The sequence below is a fragment of the Zooshikella harenae genome (genome assembly GCF_018837975.1).
Classification (GTDB): domain Bacteria; phylum Pseudomonadota; class Gammaproteobacteria; order Pseudomonadales; family Zooshikellaceae; genus Zooshikella; species Zooshikella harenae.
The window spans coordinates 1-19,609 of sequence record NZ_JAGSOY010000026.1 but is presented as its reverse complement, the minus strand read 5'-3'; the positions used below and the strand labels follow the sequence as shown (position 1 = coordinate 19,609).

Here is a 19,609-nt window from a genome sequence, read left to right as displayed (position 1 = left end):
TTATCTTATTCTCAACAGTTAAGGTGATTCCAATGCTTTCAACACAATGGAAGACAACTCTTCGCTGACAAACTTGGTTAGTGCAGCATTTGCCCCACTGGCATCAGCCGCAGCAGAAGTAATATTACTGGATAATGATGTATGCAATAAAATATACGTTGAAGATAAATCCTGGTCTTTCCGTATTTCTCGCGTTAACGTATACCCATCCATTTCAGGCATTTCAATGTCTGAAATTATCATATCCACATGTTTACCCTGTTGATGTAAGTCGCGTAACAGGTCCAGAGCTTCTTTACCATCATTTGAGACAACATACTTAACCGGAAGGTTATCCAAAGTTTGACAAACTTGCTTTCTAGCCATACTCGAATCATCAACAACCATTATTAACTTGTCTTGTAACACAGCAACCTGCTCTGGTAATAGTTGCAAATTTAGTGTTGAGTTTCCTATATGCTCTGGTACAACCTCATTAAGCACTTTTTCAACATCGATAATTTCAACCATATCCTTATCAAGAGAAGTTACTCCTGTAACATAGCTGCCTCTTCCCGTAGCCTTTGGAGGAGGTAAAATATCTTGCCACCCTAAACTAACAATACGTTCAACCTCACCCACTAAAAATCCCTGCATGGTTCGATTAAATTCAGCAATAATTATATTTATTTTTCCTTTAGCATCACGCAGTGGTGCCAACCCAATAGCTTGGGCCAAGTCAATTACACTGAGTGGGGAACCTCTTAATTTTGCGATACCAACAATCGCAGGATGCGCATGAGGAAGCTGGGTTAATTTTTGTGTAGGTATAATTTCTTTTATTTTTAAGACATTTATTCCATACCGCTGTTTACCACATAACCGAAATAGCAACAAATCCTGTCCTAAGTGGCGTTGATTACTGTTATTCGTTTGACTTATTCCTGTCATATTTATTCTCTAATGGGTAATCCATTCGTTCAATCTGTCACTAGTCCTTAGCGGCAAACAAAATAATATTAGTCAAATTTAAGTTTAGTGTAACCTCAACAGAAATCGACTTAACTGTACATCCATTATCTCTTGTTAGCTTATATCTATATCGAAAGGTTTACCGTAAAGTAGGGCGGAGCATAGCTAACTAGACTGAAGAACGCAGACAAAGGCAGAATAATGCATGTCGAACCGTTTGCCGCAAGCCGGCGGCAAACAAGCCTCCAGGAAAGGATGCACAGTGTGTTCGAAGGACATTATGCAGGCTTTGGACAAAGGTGTTCCCGCAAAAACTTAAAATATCGTTGCCGAATTGCTTCACTTTCATTCACTAAGTGATGCTTTGCTGATGGAAGTATGAGCTTTTTTGGCTGGGTAAAAATTTTATCCAGTACTTTTAGGTTATGTTGCCAATCTACCGTAGTATCCTGTTCTCCTTGGATAATGACAGGTGAAAGTGAACTTTTATCACTTCCTTCGATTTCCTTAATCCAGTGATGAAGTGCTCCTACCCAGTCGACAGACAGGTTTATAGGCTGTAAAGGATCTTCATTACGAATAAACTCTACAAATGATAGATCTGTTGAGTTAGCCGTAAAACGTCTTTTTAGCTGTCGAATAAAAGGCTTAAGTAAGAAATAAGCACACAAAGACTGCCGCCAAGCTCTTGGTCTAACAAGCGGCGCCAATAAAACGATATATTGAAAAGGACTGGTCATTACATCAAATTGATTACGCTGAAGGTAATCAATAATCACAGCACCACCAGTACTTTGCCCAATGATATGCCATGGTTTCGGTAGTTTATTTTCAGCAAACTGCAAACACGTCGAAAGCGCACCTTCATACTCTGAAAACATTTGAATCGATGCTCTTGATCCTGTAGATAAGCCATGTCCAGGCAAATCAAACGCAAAAACATTAAAACCGAGCTGAAGCAAAAACTTAATTACGTGTTTATATAAACCTATATGGTCATAATAACCATGTAGCAAGTAAAAACAGCCTTTTGCGTCGGGTTGTTTATATATATGACAAGCAATAGCGTAAGGTGTTGACTCCAACCAACCAAAAAAATGCTCTACATCAGATAATTCCTGAGCGAAATCAATTCCATAATAGCTAAAGTAAGCCTGTTCGTTTGCTGTTGGTTGTATAGGAGCGTCCAGCAATAAAGGCCTAATGCCCTGCTGTAACTGTTCTAGCGAAAAGGGAAACGTTTTCATTAATAGCCTATTTTTTACACTTTTCCACAAATGAGCGCATTTACACCAACTGCTTATATCATTTTCACTAACCAGAGCAAATGCCAAAGACCGATTTTTTGAGTTCCATAGTGAAATATATCAGCCATGAATTCAAAAACGTCTTATCTATAATTAACTGCTAAACTCAATTTTGTCTGACAATTTTATGATGTGAGACTGAATCAAGACTTTTACATCTAAAGATTCAGTCATTTAAAAAGGAATTATTAATAAAAATAAATAACTTTGTTCATAACACCATTATAATAAGGACAGTTTAAATGTTATCCCCCTATTGTTTTCTTTTAGCCTATCTGGTTTCAACTATTCCTTTAATTGGTTGGTATCTTGGTGGCACGTGGAATTTATTGTTTTTATTTTTCTATCTATTATTTCCCGCCGCTGACCTTGTTCTTGGTCGTAGCAAACAAAATCCTACATCTCAACAAGAACGTCAGCTGCTAAATGACTATCGCTATAAATTTATTATTTGCGGATACAGCTGTATTCAGCTGTGCTACTTAGCTTTAGGATTTTACAGTGCAAAATTCGATGTTTGGACTTCAACATTAGCGCTGTCATTCAGTACAGGATTTCTGGTCTTTGCTGGTGCTATCAATATTTCTCATGAGCTTGTACACCGTAATACCAAGCATGAACGATTACTGGGCGGATTTATGTTAATGTTAATCGGTTATGCAACTTTTAAAGTAGAACATGTTAGAGGGCATCATGTTAATGTTGCAACGCCTCAAGATGCCTCTACCGCAAAACTTGGTCAGTCGATCTACTTATTCCTACCTCAAGCAATTATCAGGAATATTATTCAAGGGTTTAAATTAGAAGCTATTCGTTTAAACAAAAAGAAACTGCCTTTCTGGCATTGGCAAAATGAATTACTTTGGTGGAGCACTGGCACAATGATGCTGTGGACAAGCTTTACTGTGTGGGCAGGATTACAAGGTTTGTTGTTTATTTCGGTAAGTTCAATTTGTGCCATCCTTTCGCTAGAAATAGTCAATTACGTTGAACATTATGGTTTAGTCCGCAAGCAGTTGCCTGATGGCCGTTATGAACGTGTTAGCCCAATACACTCATGGAATGCCAGTGAAATATTCTCAAATGCAGGGCTTTTCAATTTACAACGTCACTCAGACCACCATGCACATCCAGCCAGACGTTATCAAATATTGCGACATTTTGATGAAAGCCCACAACTGCCTTCAAGTTATGGTGCAATGATGTTACTTGCATTAATACCCCCACTCTGGCGCATGGTAATGGACTCAAGAGTCATTCAATATCGACAGGATCAAAAGCACAGTTTAAATTAAGTCTAACAACTATACCCAATACGAAGGGTTTTTAGTGGGGCAAGCCTGGTCTGTTAAGACTAGCGATAGCTACAACAGTTGCTTAAAAGTGCTAGCTGGGCCGTCAAGCGATGAAGCCCCAGTTTTTAAGCGTTTCTGAGGCTTTACATCAACTTATTTAATCATCATTTATTATTTTAAACTATTATAAAATGCAGCCAAATCAGCAATATCCTGGTCACTCAAATTTGCAGCTTGAGCGTGCATAACAACAGCTTGTCCTCCTTGCCGTTGTTTAGCGCGGTATGCCTTTAGCGCACTTTCCAAATACGCAGCGTTTTGACCTGCTAAATGAGGATAAATAGGAATTTTAGCGTGGCCATCTTCTCCATGACAGGCGGTACATATTTTTGCTTTATTTTTACCCGCGTCAATATCTCCTGCAGCACTGGCATACATTGAACTCAAACTGAAAAGTGGTAAAAAAAACACCAAGAAAAACTTCCTCAGTAATACAGACATAAAATTCCTCATATGCTAATACACAGTGTAATAATAATTAATTTGCATACAGATCATAACCCATTTTCACCCAGCTACACTAGACTCGCAAAAAAGTGACATTTTTATTTAATTTCAAAGACACCTAAAATAAATCGATATTCTATAGTAGCCTATTAAAAACCTATACAACTTTGACAGAGAATATACAGTGATTGAGCTATATTTAGGCACAAGATCAAGAGCACAAAATGAAGTTTTGATCAAACACACCTGTTATTCAGCATAATTTATTGGCATATTTTTCTATGCATTACTCATGCGTATTCTTTATGCAACCCGCCAAGTAAATCGTCTAACAAAAACCTGCCTCTGTGGTCCGCTGTAAAATAGGTATATACTTAGCCGCTAGTTTCATACACCGTGAAAGGGAGAGCTTGCATATGCCCAAGCAGTTTGTTGTTCGCCAGTTTCCTGTTACACGCATGCGTAGAATGCGCTATGATTCTTTTTCCCGTCGCTTAATGCGTGAGCATAGCTTATCCACAAATGATTTGGTGTATCCCATTTTTGTAACCGAAGGTACACAACTACGTGAACCTATCCCCTCTATGCCGGACATTGAGCGTCTGAGCATTGATCAACTCGTCATCGAGTGTAAAACACTTGTTGATTTAGGGATTCCTGCTATCGCCCTATTTCCAGCACCGGATGCTGCGGTAAAATCGGAAGATGCAAAAGCAGCCTATGATCCTGATGGATTGATGCAACGAGCGATTAATACTGTCAAAAGTGTACTTCCAGAATTAGGCATCATAACAGATGTAGCACTTGATCCTTATACAACACATGGGCAAGACGGTATTATTGATGAGTCAGGTTATGTGTTAAACGACATCACAATTGACGTTTTAGTAAAACAAGCACTTGCACAAGCTAGAGCGGGTGCAGATATGGTTGCACCTTCAGATATGATGGATGGACGTATTGGTATTATACGACAAGCACTGGAAGCCGAAGGTCTTATTAATACACGCATAATGGCTTACTCTGCAAAATATGCATCAGCCTACTACGGTCCCTTTCGGGATGCGGTTGGTTCCAATGCAACATTAGGTAAAGGTAATAAATTCACCTACCAAATGGATCCAGCTAATAGTGATGAAGCTCTTCAAGAGGTAGCACTGGACTTACAAGAAGGCGCAGATGTTGTAATGGTCAAGCCTGGCATGCCTTATTTAGATATTGTTTATCGGGTTAAAAAGGAACTTCAAGTACCTGTTTTTGTCTATCAGGTGAGTGGGGAGTACGCCATGCACAAAGCCGCGGTGGCTAATGGCTGGTTAGATAATAATGGTGTCATGCTAGAAAGTTTGATTGCGATAAAACGAGCAGGCGCAGATGCTATTTTCACCTACTTTGCCAAAGAAGCCGCTGAACTCATTCATTCAGCCTAAGCAAAGCCCATTTATCTTTTTTATTTAGCTATACCCTAAGCCAATTTTTATGAAGCACTATTATAAGTACAACCAATAAACAGCATAAAGAAATAACCTGCTATCAAGTACTTCACGCTAAGAGTATAGTAGCAAGCATCATGAGACGCTCACACAACAACCACCAATAAATATTGCTTTCGTAGGGATGCCCAGCACATTGGAGGTTGTTGAATCACGTAACAACACAAGTTTACAGACGCTATAATGAATATTAATCAGGCCATTCACTATCTGGTCCGTACTGCTTAGCAAGGAGTATTATGAACTTGTCTGCCAGTCAAGAAATAAAAGAGGCTGCCAACGAATCTGTTGAAGAGCCGAGCAAAATCACGGACTTATCAAACCCCGACTATTATATTAACAGAGAACTTAGCCATCTCGAATTTAATGCTCGGGTTCTAGAGCAGTCCTTAAATGAATCTTACCCATTCCTTGAGCGATTAAGATTTCTGCTGATTTTTGGCAGTAATATCGACGAATTTTTCGAAATTCGTGTTGCCGGTTTAAAACAACAAATCAATTTCGCTCGAGAAAAATCAGGGCTAGACGGAAAACAACCCCAACAAGTATTAACTGAAATTGCTCAAAAAACCCATGAGTTAGTTAATAAGCAATACCAAATTTTAAATGATGTATTACTGCCTAAGTTAGAAGAGCAAAATATCTGCTTGTTGAGAAGAACCCAATTCACACCTAAGCAGTCGGAATGGATAAAAGATTACTTTTATCAACAAATTTTACCCGTTATAAGTCCGATTGGACTGGACCCAGCACACCCTTTCCCTCGGTTAGCTAATAAAATACTGAACTTTATCGTTTCTTTAGAAGGTAAGGATGCCTTTGGTCGTGAAACAGGCATGGCAATTATTCCTGCACCACGATCACTGCCAAGACTCATCAAACTGCCAGAAGAGCTGAGCAATGGAAAAGAATGTTACGCCTTTCTTTCCTCAATGATTCACAGTCATGTTGAAGACCTTTTCCCTGGCATGACGGTAAAAGGCTGCTATCAATTCCGCTTAACGCGTAACAGTGACCTCACTCTTGACTCAGAAGAAGTCGAAGACCTTGCAAGAGCACTACAAGGAGAGCTATGGTCCCGACGTTATGGTGATGCAGTCCGGTTAGAGGTTGTAGCCAACTGTCCACAACCTTTAATCAATTTTCTATTGAAACAATTTAACCTGACAGAACAGGAGCTTTACCAAGTTGATGGGCCTGTCAACTTAGGGCGTCTAATGAGTGTTTGTAATAGTGAAGATCACTCAAGCTTACAGTACGATCCTTTTAGTCCAGGCTTTCCAAAAGCCTTGGTTAAAAATGAAGATTTACTGGGTGCTATCAAAAAAAATGACATTCTACTATTACATCCCTTTGAATCCTTCACCCCGGTTGTTGATGTTTTACGCCAAGCGGCAAAAGATCCTAGTGTATTAGCGATAAAACAAACGTTATATCGCACAGGGGCTAACTCAGAAATTGTCAGCGCCATGGTTGATGCGGCAAGAAATGGTAAAGAAGTTGTAGCAGTCATAGAAATTCGTGCACGGTTTGATGAAGAAGATAACTTACAGCTAGCCAGTCGGCTTCAAGAAGCAGGTGCAGTCATAGTCTATGGTGTAGTCGGTTATAAAACCCATGCAAAAATGGCGTTGATTATTCGCCGTGAAGGTAAAACAATGCAACGTTATGTGCATTTGGGTACAGGTAACTACCATGCTGTCAATGCTCGAATTTATACTGACTACAGTTTTCTGACATGTAACAAAGTATTAACTGAAGATGTACACCAACTATTCCAGCAGCTCACAGGTATGGGCAAAGCAGTACAAGTCAAAAAACTACTGCATGCACCTTTTACTCTTAAAAAAACCATACTCGAACTGATTTATAATGAAGCCCATAATGCCAAAGAAGATAAACCCGCCAAAATTATCATTAAAGTCAACTCCATGACGGAAGCAAAAGTTATTAAAGCACTTTATCGTGCTGCACAAGCAGGCGTGGAAATTGATTTAATTGTGCGTGGTACTTGTTGCTTGCGTCCAGGTATTAAAGGGCTATCTGAAAATATTCGCGTTCGTTCAATTATTGGCCGCTTTCTAGAACATACCCGCGTCTATTACTTTTGTAATGACAACAACCCACGCGTATTTTGCTCCAGTGCTGACTGCATGGAACGTAATTTAGATCGCAGGGTAGAAACAGCTTTTCCAGTTGAGAACCCCAAACTTGCCCTTCGTATCAAAAAAGAACTGGATATTTACTTAAGCGATAATTGCATGAGCTGGGAACTTCAAACAGATGGAAGTTACATCCAAAATCACCCGTCCGAAGGAGAAACTGACAGAAATGCTCAGCAAATATTATTAGAAAAATTAGCACGATAGCTCTTGAGCTAATTATTGAGCAACCAATACATTCATTACACTTTATCCAGAGTGTATGTCATCTAAAGTGCACGTCAAAATTAGCTATTTTTCAGACGTGCACTTTGTGCTAAACATTATTAGAAAAAATATCTAACGTTATAAAACCTCTAATATCAATGACAGAACCATTATTTCTGAACGTTGCAAATAATCTATTGGGCACCTCTAAAAGTAGTAATTTTTTTGTCAGAGCAAGGAAACACAGCACAGAGGAGCCCAGTTTATTGCACAGAAAAACTAAAACCTGTCTTTGCCAAATACGCTTGTTCTTGTTCAAAGTCCGCCTGCGTTAGAGGATGCTCAGACAACCACCCTGCTCTTAGCGATAAACTTAATGCCGTACCAGAAGTGGTGGCATCCAGACGATACTCTGGCAATAGCTCATCATCCCGAACATGATTGAGTAAAATGGCAATCCTTAACAAAATAGCAAGCTTAAACATACGGGTTGCTATTCCCGGTACAAAATCAACAAATGCGTCTTCAGGCAGTGCTCGTCGATGACAGCGAACTAACATTGCTAAACGTAATTGATCATCTTGAGAAAACCCCAACAGGTCAGCATGCTTTAGGATATAAGCACCATGCTTATGAAATTGCGCATGAGAAATATCCAAGCCAATTTCATGCAGCTGGGCTGCCCATTCAAGCAACTGTCTATCTTCCTGTTCTAAAAGCCACACTTTATCTACTTGATCAAAGCACTTGAGCGCATGCTTACTCACACGCTTAGCATGTTTGGTGTCCACATGATAGCGCCGCATTAACGCCTGGACCGTTCGGTTACGTACATCAACATGATGAAAGCGACCCAACATGTCATACAAAAGCCCCTCTCTTAAGGCGCCATCGGAGTATGCCATTTTGGGTATTTGAAATGCTTCAAAAACAGCCATCAATATAGCAAGCCCTGCTGGAAAAATCCCAACACGATCAGGCTTAAGTCCTGATAAGTTGAGTTTATCTACACTCCCTACAGCTATTACCTGTCGTCGAAGGTGTTCTAGCCCTTCTAACGTAATACCTGAGCGAGTCATGCCTAATCCTTGCAAAACAAAGGCAATCGACTTTACCGTACCTGATGAACCTATTGCTACCGACCAGCCTGACTGCTGACAACCTTCTATTATATTAAGTAGCTCCAATCGGGCCGCATAGTAAGCAGCCTGAAAATTTTGGGCGCTAATGACACCTTGAGGAAAAAAACGTTTAGTGTATACCACACACCCCATGTGAAGACTTTCTAAGAGTGTTGTATTAAACCCTTTTCCAATAGCAAACTCTGTACTTCCTCCACCAACGTCAATCACTAAGCGTGCTTCATCTTGGCCAGCCATAGTATGTGCAACACCTTGAAAAATTAACCGAGCCTCTTCCCGCCCCGCAATAACATCAACGGCATGGCCTAACACTTTCTCAGCAGCCGAGAGAAATTCCTCAGCATTAGTCGCCATACGTAGTGCATTTGTGCCTACCACTCTTATTCGGTGCGCGGGTAAACCTCTGACATACTGTGCAAACCGGCTTAAACACGCTAAGCCTCGATCCATAGCATCAGAACTGAGTACACCATGATCATCTAACCCTGCTGCTAACTGAACTTTTTCACCCAAACGCTCAATGGGTCTTATTTCATCGCCTTCCTGCCTCGCAACGATCATGTGAAAACTGTTTGAACCTAGATCAATTGCTGCGATCAGGGACTGGTCATTATGTTCGGAGCGGGATATGCTATCGGTCATCAGCAGTCCAAATTGGCTAATTTTTGTTATTATCTGGGTGAGTGTCTAAAATTCACCAAGTCAATAACAAGTACGACAAATTAATAACAAATAACAACAAGTCAGTATCATATTACTGCAATTTAATGGGTCATCTTAGCGAATTGTTTGCTTAAGGAACAGAGTGCTATCATAGGCCCCATTTTCTTTTTGGAATATATCTTGGAGAAACTGCGACATGAGCGAACATATCAAGCATGTAACTGATGACTCATTTGATCAGGACGTCCTCAACGCAGAAGGACCTGTGCTGGTTGACTATTGGGCTGAGTGGTGTGGTCCCTGTAAAATGATTGCTCCTGTATTAGATGCAATTGCAGAAGAGTATGCAGGCAAACTGACTATTTGTAAGATGGATATTGACAAGAACGAAAAAACACCACCTAAGTACGGCGTACGCGGTATACCCACGTTGATGCTTTTCAAAAATGGTAATGTTGAAGCAACAAAAGTAGGGGCTTTATCAAAATCTCAACTAACTGCTTTTCTTGATAGCAACATCTAATTGTGTGATGCTTCTTGTCAGTTCAGTGCAGCATAGCCTGCACTGTTTCCCTAAACAGACTCACACACACTCGACTAATAGTGACTCATACAACGTTTATAGCATATTCCTATTTTTTTCTGGACTTAGGAGTAGACTGAATCTATTATCAGTGATAGATTATGCAGACTAGCCTAATTGAGTGCAGGAAGCTATTCTTATTACAGTAATTCAGCTGTTGGTTCCTTGTAGGACTACCCTTTAAGGTGTTGGTACGTCAGCTGTATCGAAGTAAACAGTCTCATAACAAGAAATACCAACCTCATGTGTTACTTGTAGTTGAGATTTTCTCGTAATACGCTATCTATTGTTATACTGTAATCTGTAATTAAGTTATGCTGTAATTTAGTTACGTTAGTTAACTGCAGAAGCTAATGTTTTGTTGTAAAACAAAGAACTACTGAAAAAATAGAACTTCAAAAACACAAATTACTTTACAAAAACTAATTTACAAGCAATAGTGCGATCAGAAAACGAACTGTACGAGATAGTTGTACAAGCGAAATATAGAATACTCGATTCAAACAACACTTACCGAATTAGTAATTACCAAATACATACCTTGGTTTCTGCTATCACTACAGCAACTTAGTATACCTTTCATTGTTATTTCATAACCCGCTATGAATCTTACCGAATTAAAGCAAAAACCCGTCCCAGAATTGCTGGAAATTGCAAGTCAAATGGGACTCGACAACTTAGCCAGATCCCGGAAACAGGATGTAATTTTTTCAATACTGAAGCGTCACGCCCGTAGTGGTGAAGATATTTATGGCGATGGTGTACTTGAAATATTGCAAGATGGCTTTGGCTTTCTCCGCTCTGCTGATAGTTCTTATTTAGCAGGCCCTGACGATATCTACGTATCACCTAGCCAAATTCGCCGTTTCAATCTTCGTACAGGCGATACGATTGCAGGCAAGATACGTCCCCCCAAAGATGGCGAGCGCTATTTTGCCCTGCTGAAAGTTAATGAAATTAACTTTGGCAAACCAGAAAATGCAAAAAATAAAATATTATTTGAAAATTTAACGCCACTATTTCCACAAGAACGCCTGTTAATGGAAGCTGGTAATGGCTCCACTGAAGATTTAACAGCGCGTATCATTGATTTAGTTGCACCCGTTGGGAAAGGACAACGTGGCTTAATTGTTTCTCCGCCTAAAGCCGGTAAAACATTAATGCTACAAAATATTGCATCCAACGTTTCACGTAATAACCCAGAATGCCACCTTATTGTACTCCTCATTGACGAACGTCCAGAGGAAGTCACAGAAATGGCGCGTTCTGTACGAGGCGAAGTTGTTGCAAGTACATTCGATGAACCCCCTTCTCGTCACGTACAAGTGGCAGAAATGGTTATTGAAAAAGCCAAACGACTTGTGGAGCATAAAAAAGATGTTGTCATTCTTTTAGACTCCATCACCCGTCTTGCTCGAGCCTACAACACTGTGATTCCTTCATCAGGTAAAGTACTTACAGGTGGTGTTGATGCCCATGCACTGGAAAGACCAAAGCGGTTCTTTGGTGCTGCACGTAATATTGAAGAAGGCGGCAGTTTAACTATTATTGCGACGGCCCTGGTAGATACGGGTTCTAAAATGGACGAAGTCATTTACGAGGAGTTTAAAGGTACTGGTAATATGGAACTGCATCTTGACCGGCGCATTGCTGAAAAACGTGTTTTCCCTGCTATTAACATTACTCGCTCAGGCACCCGTCGTGAAGACTTACTCACCACGGAAGAAGAGTTACAGCGTATGTGGATTCTGCGGAAAATACTTCACCCTATGGATGAAATTGCCGCGATTGAATTCCTCGCTGACAGAATGAAAGATTCACGAACAAACGAAGAGTTTTTCCAATCTATGAAGCGGAAATAAATACTCCTCATTTAGTGTATTTAGTTACTCATCCATCAATGATAACCACCTGCTGCTTTAGTAGGTGGTTTTGGGCTAAAAATAAAGTCACTGGCGCTTTGTGTTTAGCTAAAATCCATTATTAGCCCAATAATTATGCTATAAATTTAGAGTAATAAGTATACATAAATAATTCCCTTACAAACCGTCCCTTTTGTCATAATTCATGGCTAGCTATAATGCTGGTCTGAATGAGGCATTTTGGACTCCAATGAAATACAAAGATTTACGCGACTTTATAAAACAGTTGGAAAAAAAGGGTGAGCTCAAGCGCATTAAGCACCCTATTGATCCCTATTTAGAAATCACCGAAATTGCTGATCGAACCCTACGCCAACAAGGCCCAGCTCTTTTGTTTGAATCACCGAAGGGTTCTTCAATTCCGTTATTAGCAAATCTTTTTGGCACACCTGAGCGAGTTGCTTATGGTATGGGCGCAGAGTCTGTTTCCCACTTACGAGAAATAGGCCAACTGCTGGCTTACTTGAAGGAACCAGAACCACCCAAAGGAATGAAAGATGCTTGGGAAAAATTACCTATTTTCAAGCAAGTTATGAATATGAGTCCTAAGCAGATTCGAAATGCCCCTTGCCAACAGGAAATTTTTGAAGCATCGGATGTTGATCTAACTTCATTACCCATTCAAACATGCTGGCCAGGAGATGTTGCCCCTTTAGTTACCTGGCCGCTGGTGATCACCCAAGGCCCACATAAGCCTCGCTATAATTTAGGCATATATCGGATGCAACTGCTGAGTCGTAATAAACTCATCATGCGCTGGTTATCGCACCGAGGTGGCGCTATTGACTATCAAGAGTGGCAAAGTGTTAAACCAGGAAAACCCTTTCCTGTCGCAGTTGCACTAGGTGCTGACCCAGCAACCATTTTAGGTGCTGTCACCCCAGTCCCTGATACCCTAAGTGAGTATGCATTTGCAGGTTTGCTTCGAGGCTGTAAAACGGAGCTTGTGAAATGCCATACCTCTGACTTACAAGTACCAGCCAGTGCCGAAATTGTTCTTGAGGGCTATATTTACCCTGACGAGTTTGCTCCCGAAGGGCCCTACGGAGATCATACAGGCTACTATAATGAAGTCGATAACTTTCCTGTTTTTACCGTAGAATGCATAACCCATCGTAAAAACCCTATTTACCATAGCACCTATACTGGTCGGCCTCCTGATGAACCCGCGATATTGGGCGTTGCACTTAACGAAGTTTTTGTACCAATATTACAAAAACAGTTTCCAGAAATTGTTGACTTTTATTTACCTCCTGAAGGCTGCTCATACCGCCTTGCTGTTGTAACGATAAAAAAACAATATCCAGGTCATGCCAAAAGAATCATGCTGGGTGTCTGGTCATTCCTACGACAATTTATGTATACCAAGTTTGTCATTGTCACTGATGATGATATCGATGCCCGAAACTGGCAAGATGTTATATGGGCAATGACAACACGTATGGACCCACAGCGAGACATGACATTTGTTGATCATACCCCCATCGATTACCTTGACTTTGCATCGCCAATTTCTGGTTTAGGTTCTAAAGTAGGGATGGATGCCACCAACAAATGGCCTGGCGAAACAAACCGAGAATGGGGAAAACCAATTGTGATGACTGAATCAGTCAAACAGCGTGTTGATGAGCTATGGGATCAATTAAATATAATGTAACAACAATAAATATACCCACAGCGAAGGATTTTTAGGGGCGACCGTCAAGTGATGAAGCCTCAGGAGCTTATATTAATAAGTGGCTGAGGTGAAGAACGCAGACAACAAACCATAAAATTGATTTGCGAAGGGTATAGCTTGTGAAATTATAATTGTGGAGCGCCAGCAGTGACTACAAAAACCTTAGAAGTGAACATCTACAGTATCGATCGTCTCCCTAACAATATTTTTCGCGTTCGTCTCCAACAAGCTACTGAGCAATTGCCTCTTTTTTATGCTGGCCAGTATTTAATGGTTCAGCTACCGAATCAGCAACAATGTCCTTTGTCTATTGCCAGTGCACCCGAACAATACCAAAACAGTAATTATCAGCTTGAGCTTCATATTCAATATTTACCTGAAAGTGAGCTTTCAAAACAGGTAATTGAATATATTCAACAACAAAAAACGCTAACCATTACTTTACCTTTGGGCAACTGCCACTTAGCAACAAGACCCAATAAACCTTTAGTGTTTATTGCTGCTGGCACTGGTTTTGCGCAAATGAAAAGCATGTTGGAACACTGTTTTATCCAACAACACGCCTATCCATTGCACTTATACTGGGGAGCGAGATTATCAGAACAGTTTTATTTACAAGCACTCCCTCAACAATGGGCGAAAGAAAATAAAATAATATTCCATCCTGTTGTGAGCGACTCAGCCATTGAAGATGAAGTGTACCGATCAGGCTTACTAATAGAAGCCGTTCATGAAGACTTAGCAAGTATAAAAGACGCTTTCTTTTATATTAGCGGTTCACCCACCATGGTTTACGCTACATTTGACGGACTCATTAGTGAAGGCATAACCGCTGATCATGTAGCAGCAGATGTTTTTGATTATGCGCCCAGAAAAAAATAACTAGAATATATATTCAGGATTTCACCACTAGGCTGAAATCCTTTTCTATAATGCCCCTTTCAAAATAATTTTTAAATCACGCTATCATTAACGATTTCAATAATTGATTCAGCAGTTTAATTTATTATTAACTTTTTTCTGGCGCTAAAAAACCCTATAAACAAATAGCTAAATATAAAACTACTTTCCTGTCAATATTCCAAAATATATGTAAAAAAACCAACTTTATTTACATATTTCCTCATAAAAACATTAACACTCATCGTTTTTTTAAATCATATTTTATTATCATTTTTACTGTGAGGCATATTTTATTATTAACTATTTCCCACAGTCTGTGAACCAATCTGCTCGCTTGATTAGGTTTCACGCAACGTTCTTATACCTTAGGTACTTTAGGATAACACTCAAAACCTATGTATGCCCTATATGAGGGCTAAATATACCTATAGCGAAGGGTATATATAAAAATTCATTAAGTGAAGTTAGCAGAATCGCGTCCTTTGGCAACAACAGGTAAATGTATGAATGACATTAAAAAACACAAGTTTCCTAGCCACCCACTACTTAGTGTAGTCGTTGCCTCAACTGTTAGCTTGATGCCTCTAACAGTATTTTCTAGTACAACATCTCAATCAGATGTAACGCACTATGCACCAAGTGACGTAGGTCCAGATGATGCCGTTATTATTATTGATGATTGGGAACCACCTGCAGATCCCAAACCAGATCAAGTTAAACATCCTTATCCACAACAGCACAATTTTCAAAAGCTAACCAAGCCTAGTCAGCACCAACAAGATGTACTTAACCAACAGGTTAAAAGCTACTTTGAACAGTGGCAAAAAAGCTATATTAAAGCATCAAATGGTAATACACCTGGTGGTGGTTATTACGTAGCTATGAAGGGCACAGGAGGTGATGGTAATGAAATAACCACTTCTGAAGCACACGGTTATGGCATGTTAATTTTAGTCTTGATGGCTGATGCTACAAACTCAACTCAAGATAAGTTTGATGGCATGTATAACATGTACGATAAGCATCGTAGTAAAGGTAATTCACATCTTATGTCTTGGGTTATTGATGAATCAGAATCACCCAATAAAGACTCCAACTCAGCAACCGATGGTGATCTTGATATCGCTTATGCTTTGCTACTGGCGGATAAGCAGTGGGGGTCTACAGGAAAAGTTAACTACCTGAAAGAAGCAAAGCGCATCATTCAACAAGGTATCCTGAAAAGTAACCTCAACTCACAATCCAAACGACTCATGCTGGGAGACTGGGATACCAATCAATGGTCTACCCGCTCATCAGACTGGATGATTGGTCATTTAAGAGCTTTTTATCAAGCAACAAAAGATGATAGCTGGAATCAAGCCGTCGATACAATTTTTAAAGTTTCAACACAAATACAACAGAACCACTCTCAATCAACGGGACTCATGCCCGACTTTATAGTGGGTGAGTCAGCAAAACCAGCGCCACCTGATTTTCTCGAAGGGGAAACGGATGATGACTTTTCATGGAATGCCTGCCGCTTTCCATTACGTGTTGCTGTTGATGCAGTGCATCATAATCAAGATGCATCCCGAGATTTATTAAAACCAATTATCCAGTGGATAACCAATGCAACAGACTCAAACCCATCCAGTATTATGGCTGGTTACACCTTGGATGGTACGCCATTGGTAGGTTATAGTTCCATGGCCTTTACAGCGCCTATGATTGCAGCCGCTGCAGCAATCGGAGATACTCAATATCAGTCTTTTGTTAACAAAGGCTGGGACATAATGCGTAAAACAAAGGATAGTTACTACAGCGATACAATCAATTTACTGGCGATGCTATTTATTTCTGGTAACTGGTGGACACCTGCAGAAGCAAGCCAACAACAACCAGAGCAACCTGTATTTACTGAAGATTTTGAAAGCACCTCATCAAAACCACTCAATCTTAAACTGTCAGAAACGGTCAAAGTTAAAGATGACTGTGGCAATAACCATGGAAAATGTTTACGTATCAGCTATCATCCCAATGAACAAGGATCACCTCGGATTACCAGTCGCTATAGTCTCCCACCTGCTAGAGCATACACACTAAATTACGACGTTTTGTTTGAACCTGGCTTCGAATTTGTTAAAGGTGGAAAGCTTCCTGGTTTAGGTCCAGTACAGGCTGTAAGACAGGCCATACTGAAGGCTGGAGTGCACGTTTGATGTGGGCAAGAGAGGGGCAATTAAGAAGCTACTATTACCCACAGGATCGTCAACAACGCTGTGGTGAATCAACCATGGCCGAATCATTTCAGTTTACCCCAGGTAAATGGTATAGCATTTCTCTTTATGTCAATGTAGGAGAAAGTAACAATAACCAGCAAGGTAAAATTGAGGTGTATATTAATGGTAAAAAACTTATTGAAAATAGCCCTGTTATATTAAGAGACAGTCAATCCTCAAATAGCGAAATAAATCAGTTGCTATTTAATACCTTTTTTGGTGGCAGTGATAAAAACTGGGCACCCAGTAAAACTGTTTTCTCTCGTTTTGATAATTTTTCCATCTACCAAGGGAAATATATCCCTCCCGCTAAATAATATAAGCAAAACAATTATTTGCCGCACACCTTGCGGCAAATAACATTAAAAATTACCCAGGGAAAAAACTACCCTGGTACAGATGACGCAGTGACTTCAGTCACATACCCACTATTATTCAGTTGATGTTTAACTGTATCTATTTGCCATATTCCATTAACACCAAGACGAAAGCCAGACAGCTTCAGTTGATGCTCCGCACAAATGTACATTCTTCCGGGTAAAGATAGAGTAAGTTGCATTTCTCCCATGGCAGAGCGTTCTAACTCCGCTTTTGCAAACGCTTTCGCGGCCTCAGCAGAAACAGCATCTGTTTTTGTCTTTTTTATAATATTTTTACTTTTTTTGTTAGTACCACTTTTATTATTAGTCTTTTTAGAAGCAGTCACTTTTACTTTTTTAGCTGACGTCTTATCGTAGTAACTAGTTTCAACTGTATCGTAAGATGTTCGCTGAGTGATAGTAACACGCCACTGACTCACTTCCTGAGGTTGTAAATTAATAATTCCTTGTTCCGTCACTTGTGGCTTTAAACAAATTGTATCATTGGTAATTTTTAGTACACCACCCACACTATCCGCTAAACGTGTTAGAAAATTAATGTCACTTTCATTGCGTTGATTTAAAATAGAAAACGCTTTATTTTTATACTTATCGTCTATATCGATGGTAAGTTTACTGTCCTTCGCAATCTTTTCAAAAATAGTCTTCAACATTACAGATTGTTGTTTACTACTACTGCCTTTTCCTTCCCATGTGACTGTCTTAGACGATTTAAGTGATGAAGACATATTAGCGGCTTTTGCTGAAATTTTCATAGTACTGGGAGCACTTGATAATTCGATTTCATCAACAACAAATGTGCCCATAAAAACCATTTCTGTGGAACTATAACCTAAAAATATTTTTAATTTAGCTCCAGTATCAGGTAATACAATAGTATGAGCAGTATCATCTAATAATAGTTCAAGCGTATCTGACTCCCAACCAGCATTATCCGTAATCGTTAAATCAAGCAACCTATTATTGATTACATCCGTTATATTTTTTTCATCAGCCAGTAGCATATAAATGGGTTTTATTGCCATAATACAACCTGACCTGAAGCCTTATCAACGTTTGAGATATTAGGAATAATGACAGGTATATTTTCAGGTAGATAGACACCAAGATTAACCAAGCCATAATTTTCTTCAAATATCAACTCAGTTATTCCTTCTGTCTGCCCACAGACCTTCCAGGCAATACGATCTACCGTGTCTTCCCCTTGCGTCCAGTAGATGACTTTCCCTTGTTGTTTCGCTTGTTCCGCCAAGATCATTTGCTGCTTTTTCCATTTTTTGGCTGAGCCAATTGCTCTCTTTTTTTCTGAATCTGCGTTGTTGATTGTTGGCATACTTCCCCTCCAAACTGTTTTAAATTAATTGTGAAGCTAATCTTTCTAGGTAACCCATCAGAAAAAAATACATTTTGCTGATCAGTAATGGATTCAACTAAATACAATCCATGCAACTTACCAATACCCGAAGTTAATACGAAAGGTTTACCTTTACTTGCTAAATTTCTTAATCTATCCAGTAAGAAATAGCTATCTTTATTAAGCTCAGTATAAATTACACCTTTTAGTGAAATTGTGGTTAAGCCAGGACCTAAATACTGTGTTGCGGGTAAATAGCTAATTCTATCCTGTGTTACCCACCGATAGTTATCTGAAATCGTTAAATCATCATAGGCAGCGGTTGATATTGAAAAATGGAAATAACTCTCATGTGTACCCGGCAATGATAACGTCATCATTATCATACTTTGTTGTTCTTTAGCCGATATCATAGAGTGCTCCTCTCTTTTTAAACTGCGCTTGCTGTTCACGTTGTGCTAACTCTTTTCTTACTAACATGGCAATTTCTTGAGGGTTTTGATTGGCTGTAGCATTTATAGTAATGGGAGCATTCACTGCAACATTTTGTTGTGCTGTATGCGTTTTAATAGGGCTAACATTCTGTTTTGTTAAAGTCCCACTCCCCATACCTAAATTGCTATTATTACCCTTAACAACATCAGACTGATAAGCAGTCTGTACTTTAGCTGCTCGATATTGGTTCAAATCGATAACATTAGAGGAATCAAATGGTTTATGATTAACTTGCCAACGAGGCATGTTTGCAGATGCCTGTGCAGATACACTTTGACTAACCAAAGCGGATCCTTTAATACCTTT

The 19,609-nt window shown here is 39.6% G+C and carries 17 protein-coding genes; 9 read left to right on the top strand and 8 right to left on the bottom strand.

What is annotated here, in order from left to right; translation table 11 throughout:
* Positions 1–18 precede the first annotated feature (18 nt).
* Both KCG35_RS12385 and KCG35_RS12380 read right to left on the bottom strand, forming a co-directional pair.
* A complete protein-coding gene (locus tag KCG35_RS12385) occupies positions 19–930 on the bottom strand; it encodes a chemotaxis protein (RefSeq protein WP_215820015.1) in 912 nt (303 codons plus the stop codon).
* 299 nt (positions 931–1,229) lie between these two features.
* The gene (locus KCG35_RS12380; protein ID WP_215820014.1) at positions 1,230–2,198 is read right to left on the bottom strand and encodes an alpha/beta hydrolase; all 969 of its coding nucleotides are present in this window, start codon (positions 2,196–2,198) and stop codon (positions 1,230–1,232) included.
* Between the two features lie 302 nt (positions 2,199–2,500).
* On the opposite strand from KCG35_RS12380, the gene KCG35_RS12375 reads away from it, so the two are divergent.
* Positions 2,501–3,553: an alkane 1-monooxygenase gene (locus KCG35_RS12375; protein ID WP_215820013.1), complete on the top strand. Its 1,053-nt coding sequence runs from the start codon at positions 2,501–2,503 to the stop codon at positions 3,551–3,553.
* A gap of 171 nt (positions 3,554–3,724) precedes the next feature.
* Here KCG35_RS12375 and KCG35_RS12370 read toward each other — a convergent pair whose 3' ends face one another.
* A complete protein-coding gene (locus KCG35_RS12370; protein WP_215820012.1) occupies positions 3,725–4,054 on the bottom strand; it encodes a c-type cytochrome in 330 nt (109 codons plus the stop codon).
* A 422-nt stretch (positions 4,055–4,476) separates the two neighbouring features.
* On the opposite strand from KCG35_RS12370, the gene hemB reads away from it, so the two are divergent.
* Positions 4,477–5,490, top strand: a complete 1,014-nt coding sequence (gene hemB / locus KCG35_RS12365) for a porphobilinogen synthase (protein WP_215820011.1) — start codon at positions 4,477–4,479, stop codon at positions 5,488–5,490.
* A 302-nt stretch (positions 5,491–5,792) separates the two neighbouring features.
* A complete protein-coding gene (gene ppk1, locus KCG35_RS12360; RefSeq protein ID WP_215820010.1) occupies positions 5,793–7,922 on the top strand; it encodes a polyphosphate kinase 1 in 2,130 nt (709 codons plus the stop codon).
* A 263-nt stretch (positions 7,923–8,185) separates the two neighbouring features.
* Here ppk1 and KCG35_RS12355 read toward each other — a convergent pair whose 3' ends face one another.
* Entirely contained in the window at positions 8,186–9,706 is a 1,521-nt protein-coding gene (locus KCG35_RS12355) for a Ppx/GppA phosphatase family protein (protein WP_215820009.1), read from the bottom strand.
* Between the two features lie 217 nt (positions 9,707–9,923).
* Here KCG35_RS12355 and trxA point away from each other — a divergent pair, with 217 nt between their 5' ends.
* The 6 genes from trxA to KCG35_RS12325 all read left to right on the top strand — a co-directional run bounded on the left by trxA (position 9,924) and on the right by KCG35_RS12325 (position 17,391).
* Entirely contained in the window at positions 9,924–10,250 is a 327-nt protein-coding gene (trxA, locus tag KCG35_RS12350) for a thioredoxin TrxA (RefSeq protein WP_027707567.1), read from the top strand.
* Positions 10,251–10,912: 662 nt separating this feature from the next.
* Entirely contained in the window at positions 10,913–12,172 is a 1,260-nt protein-coding gene (gene rho / locus KCG35_RS12345) for a transcription termination factor Rho (RefSeq protein ID WP_215820008.1), read from the top strand.
* Positions 12,173–12,422: 250 nt separating this feature from the next.
* A complete protein-coding gene (gene ubiD / locus KCG35_RS12340; protein ID WP_215820049.1) occupies positions 12,423–13,889 on the top strand; it encodes a 4-hydroxy-3-polyprenylbenzoate decarboxylase in 1,467 nt (488 codons plus the stop codon).
* Between the two features lie 168 nt (positions 13,890–14,057).
* Positions 14,058–14,792 (top strand): NAD(P)H-flavin reductase, encoded by a 735-nt coding sequence (locus tag KCG35_RS26950; protein ID WP_215820007.1) that lies wholly within the window; start codon positions 14,058–14,060, stop codon positions 14,790–14,792.
* 524 nt (positions 14,793–15,316) lie between these two features.
* Positions 15,317–17,014: a family 8 glycosyl hydrolase gene (locus tag KCG35_RS12330; RefSeq protein WP_215820006.1), complete on the top strand. Its 1,698-nt coding sequence runs from the start codon at positions 15,317–15,319 to the stop codon at positions 17,012–17,014.
* Positions 17,014–17,391 (top strand): polysaccharide lyase, encoded by a 378-nt coding sequence (locus tag KCG35_RS12325; RefSeq protein WP_215820005.1) that lies wholly within the window; start codon positions 17,014–17,016, stop codon positions 17,389–17,391. Before KCG35_RS12330 ends, KCG35_RS12325 begins: the two co-directional genes overlap by 1 nt.
* Positions 17,392–17,459: 68 nt before the next feature.
* Here the strand turns inward: KCG35_RS12325 and KCG35_RS12320 are convergent, their stop codons facing one another.
* From KCG35_RS12320 to KCG35_RS12305, 4 genes are all read right to left on the bottom strand, one after another.
* On the bottom strand, positions 17,460–18,479 hold the full coding sequence (locus KCG35_RS12320; protein ID WP_215820004.1) for a phage late control D family protein: 1,020 nt from the start codon (positions 18,477–18,479) through the stop codon (positions 17,460–17,462).
* Positions 18,470–18,712: a tail protein X gene (locus KCG35_RS12315; RefSeq protein ID WP_215820003.1), complete on the bottom strand. Its 243-nt coding sequence runs from the start codon at positions 18,710–18,712 to the stop codon at positions 18,470–18,472. Before KCG35_RS12315 ends, KCG35_RS12320 begins: the two co-directional genes overlap by 10 nt.
* A complete protein-coding gene (locus KCG35_RS12310) occupies positions 18,709–19,221 on the bottom strand; it encodes a phage tail protein (RefSeq protein ID WP_215820002.1) in 513 nt (170 codons plus the stop codon). The genes KCG35_RS12315 and KCG35_RS12310 overlap by 4 nt, the downstream gene beginning before the upstream one ends.
* On the bottom strand, positions 19,208–19,609 hold a 402-nt coding region (locus KCG35_RS12305; RefSeq protein WP_215820001.1), incomplete at its 5' end, for a hypothetical protein. The genes KCG35_RS12310 and KCG35_RS12305, both read right to left, overlap by 14 nt.

Coding starts and splice junctions, on each gene's coding strand:
- KCG35_RS12385 (WP_215820015.1), bottom strand. CDS start 930: ATGACAGGAATAAGTCAAACGAATAACAGTAATCAACGCCACTTAGGA.
- KCG35_RS12380 (WP_215820014.1), bottom strand. CDS start 2,198: ATGAAAACGTTTCCCTTTTCGCTAGAACAGTTACAGCAGGGCATTAGG.
- KCG35_RS12375 (WP_215820013.1), top strand. CDS start 2,501: ATGTTATCCCCCTATTGTTTTCTTTTAGCCTATCTGGTTTCAACTATT.
- KCG35_RS12370 (WP_215820012.1), bottom strand. CDS start 4,054: ATGTCTGTATTACTGAGGAAGTTTTTCTTGGTGTTTTTTTTACCACTT.
- hemB (WP_215820011.1), top strand. CDS start 4,477: ATGCCCAAGCAGTTTGTTGTTCGCCAGTTTCCTGTTACACGCATGCGT.
- ppk1 (WP_215820010.1), top strand. CDS start 5,793: ATGAACTTGTCTGCCAGTCAAGAAATAAAAGAGGCTGCCAACGAATCT.
- KCG35_RS12355 (WP_215820009.1), bottom strand. CDS start 9,706: ATGACCGATAGCATATCCCGCTCCGAACATAATGACCAGTCCCTGATC.
- trxA (WP_027707567.1), top strand. CDS start 9,924: ATGAGCGAACATATCAAGCATGTAACTGATGACTCATTTGATCAGGAC.
- rho (WP_215820008.1), top strand. CDS start 10,913: ATGAATCTTACCGAATTAAAGCAAAAACCCGTCCCAGAATTGCTGGAA.
- ubiD (WP_215820049.1), top strand. CDS start 12,423: ATGAAATACAAAGATTTACGCGACTTTATAAAACAGTTGGAAAAAAAG.
- KCG35_RS12330 (WP_215820006.1), top strand. CDS start 15,317: ATGAATGACATTAAAAAACACAAGTTTCCTAGCCACCCACTACTTAGT.
- KCG35_RS12325 (WP_215820005.1), top strand. CDS start 17,014: ATGTGGGCAAGAGAGGGGCAATTAAGAAGCTACTATTACCCACAGGAT.
- KCG35_RS12320 (WP_215820004.1), bottom strand. CDS start 18,479: ATGGCAATAAAACCCATTTATATGCTACTGGCTGATGAAAAAAATATA.
- KCG35_RS12315 (WP_215820003.1), bottom strand. CDS start 18,712: ATGATCTTGGCGGAACAAGCGAAACAACAAGGGAAAGTCATCTACTGG.
- KCG35_RS12310 (WP_215820002.1), bottom strand. CDS start 19,221: ATGATATCGGCTAAAGAACAACAAAGTATGATAATGATGACGTTATCA.